This window comes from Microbacterium sp. K24 (assembly GCF_004794465.1).
Classification (GTDB): Bacteria; Actinomycetota; Actinomycetes; order Actinomycetales; family Microbacteriaceae; genus Microbacterium.
This window is the reverse complement of record NZ_SSDJ01000045.1, coordinates 1-12,681: the sequence shown is the minus strand read 5'-3', so window position 1 is coordinate 12,681 and position 12,681 is coordinate 1. Positions and strand designations below refer to the sequence as shown.

The window sequence follows — 12,681 nt, the reverse complement described above, 5'->3', positions numbered from 1 at the left end:
TTCGAACCCATGACGGCGAGTCCGACGACTCCGATGTTCGCTGATGCTTCGGGCACAGAAAGGCTCCTCGATCGTGAAGAAGGGGTGCTTTCAGCGTATCGCTGTGCAGGAGGCACGTGCGCCCCGTGTCACCGATTGCGACGGAAGCCCGGCGTCGGCGGCGGGCAGCGCCATCCGGAGGTCATACGCTGGACCCGGTCGTCGAAGGAAGGATCAGCATGGTCGGTTCGGACAACAGATTGCGCGCCGTCGTGGCGGTACCGCTGCCGGAGGAGCTCTGCCACCTCATCGAGACGCTCGAGCCGCGCGTGGAGGTCGTCCGCGATCAGGATCTGCTGCCGCCGATGCGCGGCCCTGCCGACTGGACCGGCGATCCTGATTTCGAACGCACATCGGAGCAGCAGGCAGCGTTCGACGCGCTCGTCGACTCCGCCGACGCGCTGTTCGGCATCCCCGACGTCGACGCGGCAGCCTTGGCGCGCACCGTGAGGGCCAACCCGCGTCTGCGCTGGGTCATGACGACGGCCGCGGGTGGCGGGAGCACCGTGCGGGCAGCCGAGCTCTCCCGCGAGGAACTCGATCGCGTCGTCTTCACGACGAGTGCCGGTGTGCACGGCGGCACGCTCGCGGAGTTCTCGGTCTTCGCGGTCCTGGCCGGCGCCAAGGGGCTCCCGCGCCTGCTGGCGGATCAGCGGAACCGGACCTGGCCCGACCGCTGGCAGATGCGGCAGCTCGATGAGATGACGGTGCTGATCGTCGGACTCGGCGGCATCGGCGCGGAATGCGCGCGGCGCTTCCACGCCCTGGGCGCCCAGGTGTGGGGTACGACCCGGTCCGGGGAACCGGTGGAGGGCGTGGATCGTCTCGTGCCGCTCGACCGGCTCGTCGATGCGGTGGGCGAGGTCGATGCCATCGTGGTCACGCTTCCCGGCACCGCGCAGACCCATCACCTCATCGGCGAGGAGGTGCTCGCGGCGGTGAAGCCCGGGATGATCCTGACGAACGTCGGGCGGGGTACGGTCGTCGATGAGACCGCCCTGCTCGCGGCGCTCGATGACGGACGCATCGCGTTCGCCGGTCTCGACGTCTTCGAACGTGAGCCCCTGGACGCGGGATCCCCGCTGTGGGACCACCCGAACGTGCTGGTCAGCCCGCATACCGCGGCGCTCAACTCCAACGAGGAGGAGCGCATCGCTCGGCGGTTCGCCGAGAACGCCACGCGTCTGCTCGACGGCGCGGAGCTTCGCGCCGTCGTGGATACGGTCGAGTTCTACTGATGCGGCGCCGAGTCGGCGACGAAGCTCAGTCCTTGCGGTAGCCGGAACGGCCCATGGAGAACAGTGCCGCGAAGCTGCCCACGACGGCGCACACGGTCATCGCTCCGATGAGCCAGAGGAGTGCGTGCGAGAGGAAGGCGCCGTCGAGCATGAGGTTCTCCGTGATCTGCAGAAAAGGACCGGTGTACTCAGCCTAACGGCTCATCCGGTACCATTGAGCTTGTACCTCGGCGAGGGATGCTTCTGCGCGTGCGCGGACATCCGTTATCGACGCGGCGAAGCAAGCCCGGTGGCTTTCCTCACGCGTCTGCGTTCGAGCTCACAATTCCAAGACCACCGCGCGGCGCCTTCGCTGCGTGTCCTGAAGGAGAACCTCATGTCTGAAGACACCAAGGTCCACGCCGAGCTCCGCGAGAGCTTCGGCAAGGGCTTCGCCCGCCGCCTCCGCGCTGCCGGCAAGATCCCCGCCGTCATCTACGGCCACGGCACCGAGCCGGTGCACGTCGCGCTGCCGGGCCACCAGGTCGCGCTCATCATCCGCCGCGCCAACGCGCTGCTGGAGCTCGACATCGAGGGCAAGGAGCAGCTCGCCCTGGTCAAGGATGTCCAGAAGGACCCCGTGCACCAGATCATCGAGCACATCGATCTGCTGGTCGTGCGCAAGGGCGAGAAGGTCACGATCGACGTTCCCGTCATCGTCACCGGCGAGCCGGCTCCCGGCACCATCGTCAACCAGGACGCGAACACCCTGTCGATCGAGGCCGAGGCGACGCACATCCCGCAGAACCTCGAGGTATCCGTCGAGGGACTCGAAGAGGGTGCGCACATCACCGCCGCCGACGTCACGCTGCCCAAGGGCTCGACCCTGCTGGCCGACCCCGAGGTGCTCATCGTCGCGATCTCCGTGCCGGCCGAGGTCGACCTCGGTGACGAGGACGAGGCCGCCGAGGGTGCCGAGGCCGCTGAAGGCGCCGAGGGCGAAGCAGCAGCCGAGGAGGCCGCTGCGGAGTGATCTCCGACAGTTTCATGGCAGAGGGGACGCGATCGGATCGCGTCCCCTCTGTCGTATCCTGACCGGGTTCGTCGCAGGACGCGGCACGAGAGGACGAGGACATGTCATCTACCTGGCTGGTGGTGGGGCTGGGCAATCCCGGCCCGCGCTACGAGAGCACCCGGCACAACGTCGGCCAGATGGTCGTCGACGAGCTGGCGACGCGACGCGGCGAGAGCTTCCGCGAGCACAAGGGCGGAGCGCGGGTCGTCGAGACCTGGCTGCGACCCGGTGCGGACCAGCTCGTCCTCGCGAAGCCCAACACCTTCATGAACGTGTCGGGCACCCCGGTGGCCGCGCTCGTGCGGTTCTACTCGGTGCCGGCGGAGCAGGTCATCGTCGTGCACGACGAGCTCGACATCCCCTTCGACACGGTCAAGTTGAAGATCGGCGGCGGGCACGGAGGGCACAACGGCGTACGCGACATCGCGCGCGCCCTGGGCACCCCCGAGTTCCCGCGCGTGCGAGTGGGCATCGGCCGTCCGACCGGACGTCAGGATCCCGCCGACTGGGTGCTCTCGCCGTTCGGCAAGGAGGAGCGGCCGAACCTGCCCATCCTCGTCTCGGATGCGGCCGACGCCGTCGAACTGCTCGTCGCCGAGGGGCTCCTGGCGGCTCAGCAGAAGCACCACGCGCCGCGCTGACCGGCACGCGCCGCCGACGTCAGGGCGTCAGCTCGCGAAGTCCACGAACCCGGCCGCACCACCGGTGGAGAAGGCGACGGTCAGCACCACGAAGAAGATCATCGGCGCGATCACCGCGACGACCAGCGCCGCGGTTCCCGGGCCGCGACCCTGCTTCTTCCGGATGGCGATGATGCCGATGACGATCGCCGCGACGCCGAGGATCGTACCCGTCCAGAACGACAGCTCCGCCCACAGCACCTGATCACGCGCAGGGGAGAGGACGCTGAGGATGTCGTCGCTCGTGGTCGAGATGCCCTCCGGGAGGCGTCGGCCGATCTCGAAGCCCGCGACGCCGACGACGATCGGTGTGACGACGGCCGCGACGATCGCGAAGATCAGCGCGAGGATCCCGAGGAAGCCCGACGCGCGCGGAGCAGCCTCCGGTACCGCGTAGGAGCCGACGGGAACGGCGTAACCGCCGACGGGAACCTGGTAGGCGCCGGGAGGCGCGGCCTGCGGTGCCGGCACGGCGGGGTACGCGGGAGCCCCCTGGTACGTCGGCGGGGCCGGAGCCGCCTGAGGCGCCTGATACGCGGGGGGAGCCGCCGCGGGCTGAGGCGCCGCGGCCGGAGGCGCAGGCGGAAACACCGGAGGAGCCGCTCCGAAGGGCGCGGGCGGAGCAGGAGGAACGGCGCCGGACGGAGGGGGCAGCTGCGGATCGGTCACGCCCCCATCCTAGGGGCCGTCGCCCTCACACGCGGCGGAGCAGACCCACGCGGTCGTAGACATCGGACAGGGTCGCGTCGGCGACGGCATCCGCTCGTCCCGCGTTCTCGGCGAGGATGCGATCGAGCTCTGCTGGGTCGTCGAGAAGCTCCAGCGCGCGTGCGCGCACCGGTGTGAACTCCTCGACCACGACCTCGGCGAGCCCCTTTTTGAAGTCGCCGTAGCCGCGACCCGCGTACTCGTCCTCGATCGCCGCGACCTGACGACCCGACAGGGCCGCGTAGATCGTCAGGAGATTCGAGACGCCGGGCTTGTTCTCCCGATCGAAGCGCACCGATCCCTCGTTGTCGGTCACCGCGCGCATGATCTTCTTCGCCGACTTCGCCGGCTCATCCAGCATCCAGAGGACGCCGGCATCGCTCTCCGCCGACTTCGACATCTTCGACGTCGGGTTCTGCAGGTCGTAGATGCGGGCGGTCTCCTTCTGGATGACCGGCATCGGCACCGTGAACGTCGTCCCGAAGCGCGAGTTGAAGCGCTCCGCCAAGGTGCGGGTGAGCTCGACGTGCTGCTTCTGGTCGTCGCCGACCGGCACGACGTCGGTCTGATAGAGCAGGATGTCGGCGGCCATGAGCACCGGGTACGTGAAGAGGCCGACGCTCGTCGCATCCTGCCCGTAGCGCGCCGACTTGTCCTTGAACTGGGTCATGCGGTTCGCTTCGCCGAAACCGGTGATGGTGCTGAGGATCCAGGCGAGCTCGGCATGCGCCCGCACGTGCGACTGCACGTAGAGCGTCGACTTGGAGGGCTCGATGCCCGCAGCGATGTACTGGGCTGCCGTGCGCCGCGTCTTCTCGCGCAGTTCTTCCGGGTTGTTCGGCTGCGTCAGGGCATGCAGGTCGACGACGGAGAAGTACGCGTCGTACGACGTCTGAAGATCCCGCCACTGCAGGAGCGCCCCGATGTAGTTGCCGATCTGGAGGGAGTCGGCGGAGGGCTGCATTCCGGAGTACAGGCGAGGTTTCGTCACGTCATCAATCCTATGGGGATGCCGCTGCCGGTTCGGCCGGTGGGGCGTCCTACGCTGAGGACATGACGATAGTCCGACGCGGCGAGGTGTTCCTGGCGGCTCTGGGGGAGGATGCCGAGCGCCTCCACCCCGAGATCCTGGCGCAGATGCGGGCGCCCGTGCCGAGCGACAGGGCAGAGGGCGTGTTCGCAGTCGCTGGCAGCCGCTTCGGGCGGCTGGGCCTCGTCGCGGTGCCGGTGGTCGGACCGCGGATGATGCTCACCCGTCTCGGGCGCGACGTGCCGTTCGGTCTGCGGACGCGATCCGGCCGGACCTCGAGCGGTCGGGCGACGCTCGACAGCGCGCGGGAGTTCCGTTTCCCGGGTGGCACGCAGTTCGTCGTGGACAGGGTCACCGAGAGCGTCGTCCCCGGGCTCGTGCGGAACCTGCTGGGAACCCGCGGACGCGTGGAGCTCATCGAGGAATGCAGTGTGACCGCCGCGGGGGCGTTGCGGATGCGCACGCGCCGCATCGCCCTCCGGCTGTGGGGAAGACGCTTCGCGCTGCGCGGCATCCTCGGCATCGCCGTCGATCTCGAGGACGGCTGGGACGAGATCCATCAGCGTCGCACCATCGAGATGCGCGCCACGAACCCGCTTCTCGGAACGATCCTCGAGTACCGCGGCTGGTACCGCTATATCGACGACCACGGGACGGTGGCGTCGCCGTAGACTGCCCCCATGCGTGACTCGCCGAGCACCGCCGTCGCACGTGGTGTGCGAATCGCCGGCATCGTCCTGACAGCCGTCTTCGGCATTCCGTTCGTGCTCTTCGCCTGGATGGCGTTGAGCAGCCGATTCGGCTCGGGTGAAGGCGATCCACACGGATACGCGCTCATCTTCGGCACGTTCCTCGCCCTGGTCGCGGGGATCGCACTCGCGCTCGTCGTCCCGCTGATCTTCCGCTCGGGGCTCCGGGCACGTGCCTACTCCGTCAGCCTCATCGTCTATGTGGTCATCGCGGTGGCGCTGGTCGCCGCGCTGCTCACCGCCTGAGCCTCGACGATTCAGTACGTGTAGTCGACGACCACAGGAGCGTGATCGCTCCAGCGCTGGTCATACGCCGCGGCGCGAGCGACGTGGTAGGTGTGCACGCGGTCGGCGAGTGCGGGAGTCGCGAGATGGTAGTCGATGCGCCAGCCCGAGTCGTTGTCGAAGGCCTGTCCTCGCATCGACCACCAGGTGTACGGGCCGTCGACCTCGCCGTGGAAGCGGCGGCCGACGTCGACCCAGCCGAGTCCGGTGCCCACCGAGCCGTCGACGCCGGTGATCTGCGCGCCCGCTTCTCCGAGGAAACGGTCGAAGTAGGCGCGTTCGCGCGGGAGGAAGCCCGCCTTCTTGCGGTTGCCGCGCCAGTTCTTGATGTCGAGCTCGCGGTGGCCGACGTTCAGGTCGCCGGTGACGAGCGCCAATGCATCGTCGGCACCCAGCTCGGCAAGGCGGGTGCCGAACGCGTCGAGGAACTTCCACTTCTCGTCCTGCTTCGGGGTGTCGGCCTCACCTGAGTGCACGTACGCGCTCACGACGGTGATCGGTCTGTCGCCGATCACGAAGTCGGCCTCGATCCAGCGCCCCTTCGAGTCGAAGTCTTCGGGACCGAGGTCGGTGCGCGACGCCAGTGCCGGAGTGCGGCTGGCGATCGCGACGCCGGCGCGGCCCTTGGCCGTGGCCTCGTCGTGCACGAAGGACCAGCCGGGCAGTGCCGCCTCGAGATGCTCATCCTGCCCGCGGACCTCTTGCAGGGTGAGGATGTCGATGTCGGCGGCGTCGAGCCAGGTGCTCATGCCGTTGCGAGCAGCCGCCCGGATTCCGTTGACATTGACCGTGGCGATACGCAGATGAGGCATGATCCCCAGCCTATCGAGGGCCGCCGACATCCCGGGACGGACGCTGGAGCTCCGCCAGGAGCCGCTGAGTCAGTGGCGTCGGCACGGGCGACGGGGGCGCCGTGGCCTCAAGGTACGCGAGTTCCGCCTCGGCATCCCGGACCGCTCTCCCCGCCTGCCACCGTCGATACCAGGGCTCGGTGTCGCGGGCGCCTTCCGCCTCGCGGAGGCGGATGCGCGCGGCCGCGACCAGCGTCTCATGCTCGATGAGACGCCGCTCCGCCTCGGTCTGCGCGACCAGCGGGAGATCACGATCCTGCGCGGCGACCGCGATCCAGGAGGATGCCACCAGCATCACGACGCCGTTGACGCGGAACCACAGCAGGAGACCGACGAAGATCGCGAACGTGGCGAGCAGGGGATTGGTCGGGGTGTAGCTCAGCAGGAAGCCGGCTCCGAACTGGAGGACGGTCATCGCACCGCCCCCGAGCAGCGCGCCCGGCCAGATGGTGCGCCAGTGCAGCGAGGTGCCGGTGAGGAAACGCACCATGGCCGCGAGAGCGGCGGAGAGCAGCACGAACGAGACCAGGACGGTGCCGATGCGGATGCTGAGGTTCAGCCCGTCCGATCCGGAATCCCATCCCAGCAGACTCAGTATCCAGCTCAGCGCCGCGGCGCTCGCCGAACTGAGTATCGAGCCGGCGATGAGCGCGACGCCGAAGATCAGTGCCGCCAGCAGGTCTCGCGCCTTCAGGAGCACGTAGCTGCGCAGATCGGGCGGCAGCCCGAAGATGTCTCTGGTGGCCCGGCGCGAGAACGTCACCCAGCCGATGGCGGTCCAGATCACGGTGCCGAGCGCGATCAGACCCGTGACGCTCAGCACACCGGTGGTGTTCGCGGCGATCTCCTGCACCTGCGCCGGCGTGAACACGCCCCCGTGCTCCTGGATCAGATTGGGGATGTAGAGGTTGATGAAGTCGATCACGCGGTCGACGGCTATCGAGCTTCCGCCGAGCCACAGGCCGGCGATGGCGAAGGCGAGGTAGATCGCGGCGAAGATGGCGAAGAGCGCCTGGTAGCTCACTCCCGCGGCGAGGAGGAATCCATTGTGCTGCAGGAAATGTCGCCAGACGCGCACGGGGAACAGGGCGAGGGTCCGATGCGTCAGCGCGGTCGCACGTTCCACCGCTGCATCGAGGCGGCGGGGCTCGGTGGGAGAGCCGGCGGGATCAGGCACGTTCTCACCCTATCCACACGCGAGAACGGGCGGGATCCGCTGAGGATCCCGCCCGTTCACGCATGCGTGCGACGTCTCAGGGACGGCCGCGCAGGACCGCCTGCTTGACCTCGGCGATGGCCTTGGTGACCTCGATGCCACGGGGGCAGGCCTCGGAGCAGTTGAAGGTCGTGCGGCAGCGCCAGACGCCTTCCTTGTCGTTGAGGATGTCGAGGCGCACAGCCGCGTTGTCGTCGCGCGAGTCGAAGATGAAGCGGTGCGCGTTGACGATCGCCGCCGGGCCGAAGTACTGGCCGTCGGTCCAGAAGACGGGGCACGACGAGGTGCACGCGGCACACAGGATGCACTTGGTCGTGTCGTCGAAGATCTCGCGGTCGGCGATGGACTGGACGCGCTCCTTGCCCTTCTCCGGGACGGAGCTGGCGACGAGGAAGGGCTGGACCTCGCGGTACGACGCGAAGAACGGCTCCATGTCGACGACGAGATCCTTCTCGAGCGGCAGGCCCTTGATGGCCTCGACGTAGATCGGCTTCGAGATGTCGAGGTCCTTGATCAGCGTCTTGCAGGCGAGCCGGTTGCGCCCGTTGATGCGCATGGCGTCGGAGCCGCAGATGCCGTGGGCGCACGACCGGCGGAACGTGAGCGAGCCGTCGACCTCCCACTTGATCTTGTGCAGCGCGTCGAGCACGCGGTCGGTGGAGTAGAGCTCCACGTCGTAATCGACCCAATGCGGCTCGGCGTCGACCTCGGGGTCGAATCGGCGGATGTTGAAGGTGACGATGAAGGACTGGACGCCGGTCTCTTCGGTCGTGTCGGCAGGTGCTTCTGCGATGGCAGTCGACATGCTCAGTACTTCCTCTCCATCGGCGGGTAGTTGAACTCGCCCTGCTCGTTCTTCGTGAACACGACGGGCTTCCAGTCGAGCTTGATGTGATCGCTCGGCGTCGACGAGTGCGGGTCGCCGGTCAGGTACGCCATCGTGTGCTGCATGTACTTCTCGTCGTTCCGCTTCGGGAAGTCGTCGCGCATGTGGCCGCCACGGCTCTCCTCACGGTTCTGCGCGGCGTAGACGACGACCTCGGCGATGTCGAGGAGGAAGCCCAGCTCGACGGCCTCGAGCAGATCGGTGTTGAACCGCTTGCCCTTGTCGTCGACGTGCACGTTCTTGTAGCGGTCGCGCAGCTCCTTGATGACGCCGAGCACGTGCTCGAGGGACTCGTGCGTGCGGAACACCTGCGCGCCCTTGTCCATCTCGTCCTGCAGCGTCTTGCGGAGCACGGCGATGCGCTCCGTGCCCTGGTTGTTGCGGAGGTCCTCGAGCATGCCGGAGACGAAGTCCGCCGGGTTCTCGGGCAGCGGCACGAACTCCGCCGTCTTCACATACTCGACCGCCGCGCGGCCGGCGCGCTTTCCGAAGACGTTGATGTCGAGCAGCGAGTTGGTGCCCAGGCGGTTGGCGCCGTGCACCGAGACGCAGGCGCACTCGCCGGCGGCGTAGAGACCGGGAACGACGGTGTCGTTGTCGGCCAGGACCTCGGCGTCGTTGTTCGTGGGGATGCCGCCCATCGCGTAGTGCGCGGTCGGCATGACCGGCACCGGCTCGACGACCGGGTCGACGCCCAGGTAGGTGCGGGCGAACTCCGTGATGTCGGGGAGCTTGGTCTCGAGCACTTCGGCACCCAAGTGCGTGCAGTCGAGCAGCACGTAGTCCTTGTGCGGCCCGGCGCCGCGGCCGTCGAGGACCTCCTGCACCATGCAGCGGGCGACGATGTCACGCGGAGCGAGGTCCTTGATGGTGGGGGCGTAGCGCTCCATGAAGCGCTCGCCCGACGCGTTGCGCAGGATCGCGCCCTCACCGCGGGCGCCCTCCGTGAGCAGGATGCCGAGACCGGCGAGTCCGGTGGGGTGGAACTGGAAGAACTCGAGGTCCTCGAGGGGGAGGCCCTTCCGCCAGACGATGCCGACGCCGTCACCGGTGAGGGTGTGCGCGTTCGACGTGGTCTTGAAGATCTTCCCGAAGCCGCCGGTCGCGAAGATCACGGCCTTGGCCTGGAAGACGTGGAGCTCACCGGTGGCGAGGTCGTAGGCGACGACACCGGAGACCTGGGTCTTGCCGTCGGCATCCTTCACCGTGAGCAGGTCGAGCACGTAGTACTCGTTGAAGAAGTTGATGCCGAGCTTGACGCAGTTCTGGAACAGCGTCTGCAGGATCATGTGGCCCGTGCGGTCGGCGGCGTAGCAGGCGCGACGCACCGGCGTCTTGCCGTGCTCGGCGGTGTGGCCGCCGAAGCGACGCTGGTCGATCTTGCCCTCGGGCGTTCGGTTGAACGGCAGACCCATGTTCTCGAGGTCGATGACCGCGTCGATCGCCTCTTTGGCGAGGATCTCCGCCGCGTCCTGGTCGACGAGGTAGTCGCCGCCCTTGACGGTGTCGAAGGTGTGCCACTCCCAGGAGTCCTCCTCGACGTTGGCGAGCGCCGCCGCCATGCCGCCCTGCGCCGCACCCGTGTGCGAGCGGGTCGGGTACAGCTTGGAGATCACGGCCGTCTTCGCGCCGGGGCCGGCCTCGATCGCGGCGCGCATACCGGCGCCGCCGGCGCCCACGATCACGATGTCGAACTGGTGGTAGTGCACCCCGTCGCGCACGACGGAATCCTGGGTCTCGGTAGTCACTTCTCGTTTGCCTTCTCTTCTACTTGCCCAGCGTCTGGCACTGTTCCCACAGCGTGCTCGATTCGGTGACGCCCAGGCACGGGTCGAACGTGAACACGACGAGCGTGCCGAGGATGATGAGGAGGCCGGCGGCGAGGCCGAGCGCCCAGATCAGCGCCTTGCGTGCGGTGTTGTTCGTGACGTAGTCGTTGACGATCGTCCGCATGCCGTTGGCGCCGTGGATCAGCGCCAGCCAGAGCATCAGCACGTCCCACCACTGCCAGAACGGCGTGGCGAACTTGCCGGCGATGAAGGCGAAGTCGAGGGCGTGGATGCCCTCGCCGACCATGAGGTTGATGAAGAGGTGGCCGAAGATGAGCACAACGAGCACGACGCCCGACGCGCGCATGAACACCCAGCCCCACTTCTCGATGTTGAAGCGGCGCTGCCGGCGGACCGGAGCCTCGAGGGTCTGCGCGGACATCAGTGCCCTCCTCCGAATCCGGCGAACGCGAGCATGAGGTGGCGGGGCACGAAGCCCGCCATGATGATGACCCACACGGCGATGACGCCCCAGAAGAGCTGACGCTGGTAGCGCGCACCCTTCGACCACACGTCGACCGCGATGATGCGCAGGCCGTTCATCGCGTGGAACACGATGCCCGCGACCAGCACGACTTCGCCGAGCGCCATGATCGGGTTCTTGTATGTGCCGATGACGGCGTTGTACGCCTCCGGCGACACCCTGATCAGCGCCGTGTCGAGCACGTGCACCAACAGGAAGAAGAAGATGGCGACTCCGGTGATGCGGTGAAGCACCCACGACCACATGCCTTCGCGACCCCGGTAGAGGGTGCCGCGGGGGGTCTTGGAAGTGGTTTCCGAAATCGACGGTGTCAAGCGAGCGCTTGTGGACACGGTCGTCCTCCCTGGATCGATGTGACTCGGTCGCGTGCTGCGCAAGTGTCAGGCACGCCCGATCGCTGTCCATCCTATTCCCGTCGGCAGCGGGGGAGCGACGAAGGGGAGCCTAAGTCATCTCGATGTCGAGAGATCTGACGAGCGGGTCAGCCGATCTGGGCCATGCCGTTCCACCCGACCCCGATCGTCCGGGTCGCGATGAAGCTGCCGCGACCGTTGCCCCCGTAGAGCAGGAGACTGCCCGTGTTGGCGCGCGCGACGATGTCCTGGGTGCCGTTGCCGTCGAAGTCGCCCGCGCCGAAGACCGCGGTGAGCGAAGCCCAGCCGATGCCGATCTGCGACGCGGCGCCCCAGGTTCCGCGTCCTGTGGTCGGGTAGATCCAGAGCGTGCCGTCGAGTCTGCGGGCGATGACGTCGCCGCGCGCGTCGCCGTTGAAGTCTCCGGCGTGGAACATCAGGTCCATCGTCTGCCAGCCGTTGCCGATCTTCGTACCGCCGCCGGCGAGCCAGCCGCTGCGGCCGTTGCCCGGATAGAGGAAGAGATCGCCGCCGGGCGTGCGGCCGATCACGTCGGGCAGCGCGTCGCCGGTGAAGTCGATGCCGCCGATCAACTGGGAGAACATCGTCCAGCCGTTGCCGATCTGCGTGGGCGCGAGGAATCCGCCCTTCCCGTTGCCGGCATGCAGCATGAGTCTGCCGTCCGCCTCCGTGCGGGCGATGTCGGGAATCCCGTCGCCGGAGAAGTCGCCGAGCGTCGCGAACGGGCGATCTCCCCAACCGGGAGCGGCGGCGATGGGGGATTGGAATCCACCGGCGCCGGTGCCGGGGTAGATGTAGAGGTCGCCGGTCGACGTCCGGGCGAGGATGTCTCCCGCCCGGTCGCCGGTGAGGTCGCCGGCGCCACCGGAGAGACGCTTGACGGGCGACCCGATGCCGAAGATCTGCACCCAGTACGTGCGGTAGCACGTGCCGGTCGCGTAGCCGACGCCGAGGCCGGTGTAGCGCGTGTCGAGGATGTTGGCACGATGGCCGCTGGAGTTCATCCACCCGCTCACCACGGAGGCGGCATCCGGCTGCCCGGCGGCGATGTTCTCACCGGTCGCCACCCACCCGAATGCGGCGACGCGCGAGCTCCGCCACGCCGACGTGCTGTGCTCGAACGTGCAGGACGACGCCAGCTGCTGCGCCCATTCGGCCGCGGCCGCGTCGAGAGCGGGATCGGATACGAGAGCGGGGAGTCCCGCCTGCGCCCGCTGGGCGTTCGTCAGTGTGAACACTTCGCCCGCAGGGCCGCCCG

General features: G+C 68.1%; 15 protein-coding genes. 5 read left to right on the top strand and 10 right to left on the bottom strand.

The window, feature by feature from the left end; all coding sequences use genetic code 11:
* Positions 1-218 precede the first annotated feature (218 nt).
* Positions 219-1,277, top strand: coding sequence for a D-2-hydroxyacid dehydrogenase (locus tag DW306_RS02390; protein ID WP_136054048.1), 1,059 nt, complete (start codon positions 219-221; stop codon positions 1,275-1,277).
* A gap of 25 nt (positions 1,278-1,302) precedes the next feature.
* On the opposite strand, the gene DW306_RS21700 is transcribed toward DW306_RS02390, so the two are convergent.
* Entirely contained in the window at positions 1,303-1,428 is a 126-nt protein-coding gene (locus DW306_RS21700) for a hypothetical protein (protein WP_263294326.1), read from the bottom strand.
* Positions 1,429-1,653: 225 nt separating this feature from the next.
* On the opposite strand from DW306_RS21700, the gene DW306_RS02385 reads away from it, so the two are divergent.
* Positions 1,654-2,289, top strand: a complete 636-nt coding sequence (locus tag DW306_RS02385; protein WP_136054047.1) for a 50S ribosomal protein L25/general stress protein Ctc — start codon at positions 1,654-1,656, stop codon at positions 2,287-2,289.
* 101 nt (positions 2,290-2,390) lie between these two features.
* Positions 2,391-2,972, top strand: a complete 582-nt coding sequence (gene pth / locus DW306_RS02380) for an aminoacyl-tRNA hydrolase (protein WP_136054046.1) — start codon at positions 2,391-2,393, stop codon at positions 2,970-2,972.
* Between the two features lie 27 nt (positions 2,973-2,999).
* Here the strand turns inward: pth and DW306_RS02375 are convergent, their stop codons facing one another.
* Positions 3,000-3,680, bottom strand: coding sequence for a hypothetical protein (locus tag DW306_RS02375; RefSeq protein ID WP_240747022.1), 681 nt, complete (start codon positions 3,678-3,680; stop codon positions 3,000-3,002).
* A 25-nt stretch (positions 3,681-3,705) separates the two neighbouring features.
* Positions 3,706-4,710, bottom strand: coding sequence for a tryptophan--tRNA ligase (gene trpS, locus DW306_RS02370; protein ID WP_136054045.1), 1,005 nt, complete (start codon positions 4,708-4,710; stop codon positions 3,706-3,708).
* Positions 4,711-4,772: 62 nt separating this feature from the next.
* Here trpS and DW306_RS02365 point away from each other — a divergent pair, with 62 nt between their 5' ends.
* Positions 4,773-5,420, top strand: a complete 648-nt coding sequence (locus tag DW306_RS02365) for a DUF4166 domain-containing protein (RefSeq protein WP_136054044.1) — start codon at positions 4,773-4,775, stop codon at positions 5,418-5,420.
* 9 nt (positions 5,421-5,429) lie between these two features.
* Positions 5,430-5,744, top strand: a complete 315-nt coding sequence (locus DW306_RS02360; RefSeq protein WP_136054043.1) for a hypothetical protein — start codon at positions 5,430-5,432, stop codon at positions 5,742-5,744.
* Positions 5,745-5,755: 11 nt separating this feature from the next.
* Here DW306_RS02360 and DW306_RS02355 read toward each other — a convergent pair whose 3' ends face one another.
* The 7 genes from DW306_RS02355 to DW306_RS02325 all read right to left on the bottom strand — a co-directional run.
* Entirely contained in the window at positions 5,756-6,595 is an 840-nt protein-coding gene (locus DW306_RS02355; RefSeq protein WP_205814079.1) for an exodeoxyribonuclease III, read from the bottom strand.
* Between the two features lie 10 nt (positions 6,596-6,605).
* A complete protein-coding gene (locus DW306_RS02350; RefSeq protein ID WP_136054041.1) occupies positions 6,606-7,811 on the bottom strand; it encodes a YihY/virulence factor BrkB family protein in 1,206 nt (401 codons plus the stop codon).
* Between the two features lie 76 nt (positions 7,812-7,887).
* On the bottom strand, positions 7,888-8,655 hold the full coding sequence (locus DW306_RS02345) for a succinate dehydrogenase iron-sulfur subunit (RefSeq protein ID WP_136054040.1): 768 nt from the start codon (positions 8,653-8,655) through the stop codon (positions 7,888-7,890).
* Between the two features lie 2 nt (positions 8,656-8,657).
* On the bottom strand, positions 8,658-10,484 hold the full coding sequence (gene sdhA, locus DW306_RS02340; RefSeq protein ID WP_136054039.1) for a succinate dehydrogenase flavoprotein subunit: 1,827 nt from the start codon (positions 10,482-10,484) through the stop codon (positions 8,658-8,660).
* A gap of 19 nt (positions 10,485-10,503) precedes the next feature.
* Positions 10,504-10,947 carry a succinate dehydrogenase hydrophobic membrane anchor subunit gene (locus tag DW306_RS02335; RefSeq protein WP_136054038.1) on the bottom strand — a complete coding sequence of 148 codons (444 nt, stop codon included), beginning with the start codon at positions 10,945-10,947 and terminating at the stop codon, positions 10,504-10,506.
* The gene (gene sdhC, locus DW306_RS02330) at positions 10,947-11,381 is read right to left on the bottom strand and encodes a succinate dehydrogenase, cytochrome b556 subunit (protein ID WP_136054037.1); all 435 of its coding nucleotides are present in this window, start codon (positions 11,379-11,381) and stop codon (positions 10,947-10,949) included. The genes DW306_RS02335 and sdhC overlap by 1 nt, the downstream gene beginning before the upstream one ends.
* A 149-nt stretch (positions 11,382-11,530) precedes the next feature.
* Positions 11,531-12,681 (bottom strand): CAP domain-containing protein (locus DW306_RS02325; protein ID WP_205814078.1); only part of this gene is annotated, 1,151 nt, incomplete at its 5' end.

Bases quoted from the DNA above. Each gene is read 5' to 3' on its own strand.
- DW306_RS02390 (WP_136054048.1), top strand. From the start codon at position 219: ATGGTCGGTTCGGACAACAGATTGCGCGCCGTCGTGGCGGTACCGCTG.
- DW306_RS21700 (WP_263294326.1), bottom strand. From the start codon at position 1,428: ATGCTCGACGGCGCCTTCCTCTCGCACGCACTCCTCTGGCTCATCGGA.
- DW306_RS02385 (WP_136054047.1), top strand. From the start codon at position 1,654: ATGTCTGAAGACACCAAGGTCCACGCCGAGCTCCGCGAGAGCTTCGGC.
- pth (WP_136054046.1), top strand. From the start codon at position 2,391: ATGTCATCTACCTGGCTGGTGGTGGGGCTGGGCAATCCCGGCCCGCGC.
- DW306_RS02365 (WP_136054044.1), top strand. From the start codon at position 4,773: ATGACGATAGTCCGACGCGGCGAGGTGTTCCTGGCGGCTCTGGGGGAG.
- DW306_RS02360 (WP_136054043.1), top strand. From the start codon at position 5,430: ATGCGTGACTCGCCGAGCACCGCCGTCGCACGTGGTGTGCGAATCGCC.
- DW306_RS02355 (WP_205814079.1), bottom strand. From the start codon at position 6,595: ATGCCTCATCTGCGTATCGCCACGGTCAATGTCAACGGAATCCGGGCG.
- DW306_RS02345 (WP_136054040.1), bottom strand. From the start codon at position 8,655: ATGTCGACTGCCATCGCAGAAGCACCTGCCGACACGACCGAAGAGACC.
- DW306_RS02335 (WP_136054038.1), bottom strand. From the start codon at position 10,947: ATGTCCGCGCAGACCCTCGAGGCTCCGGTCCGCCGGCAGCGCCGCTTC.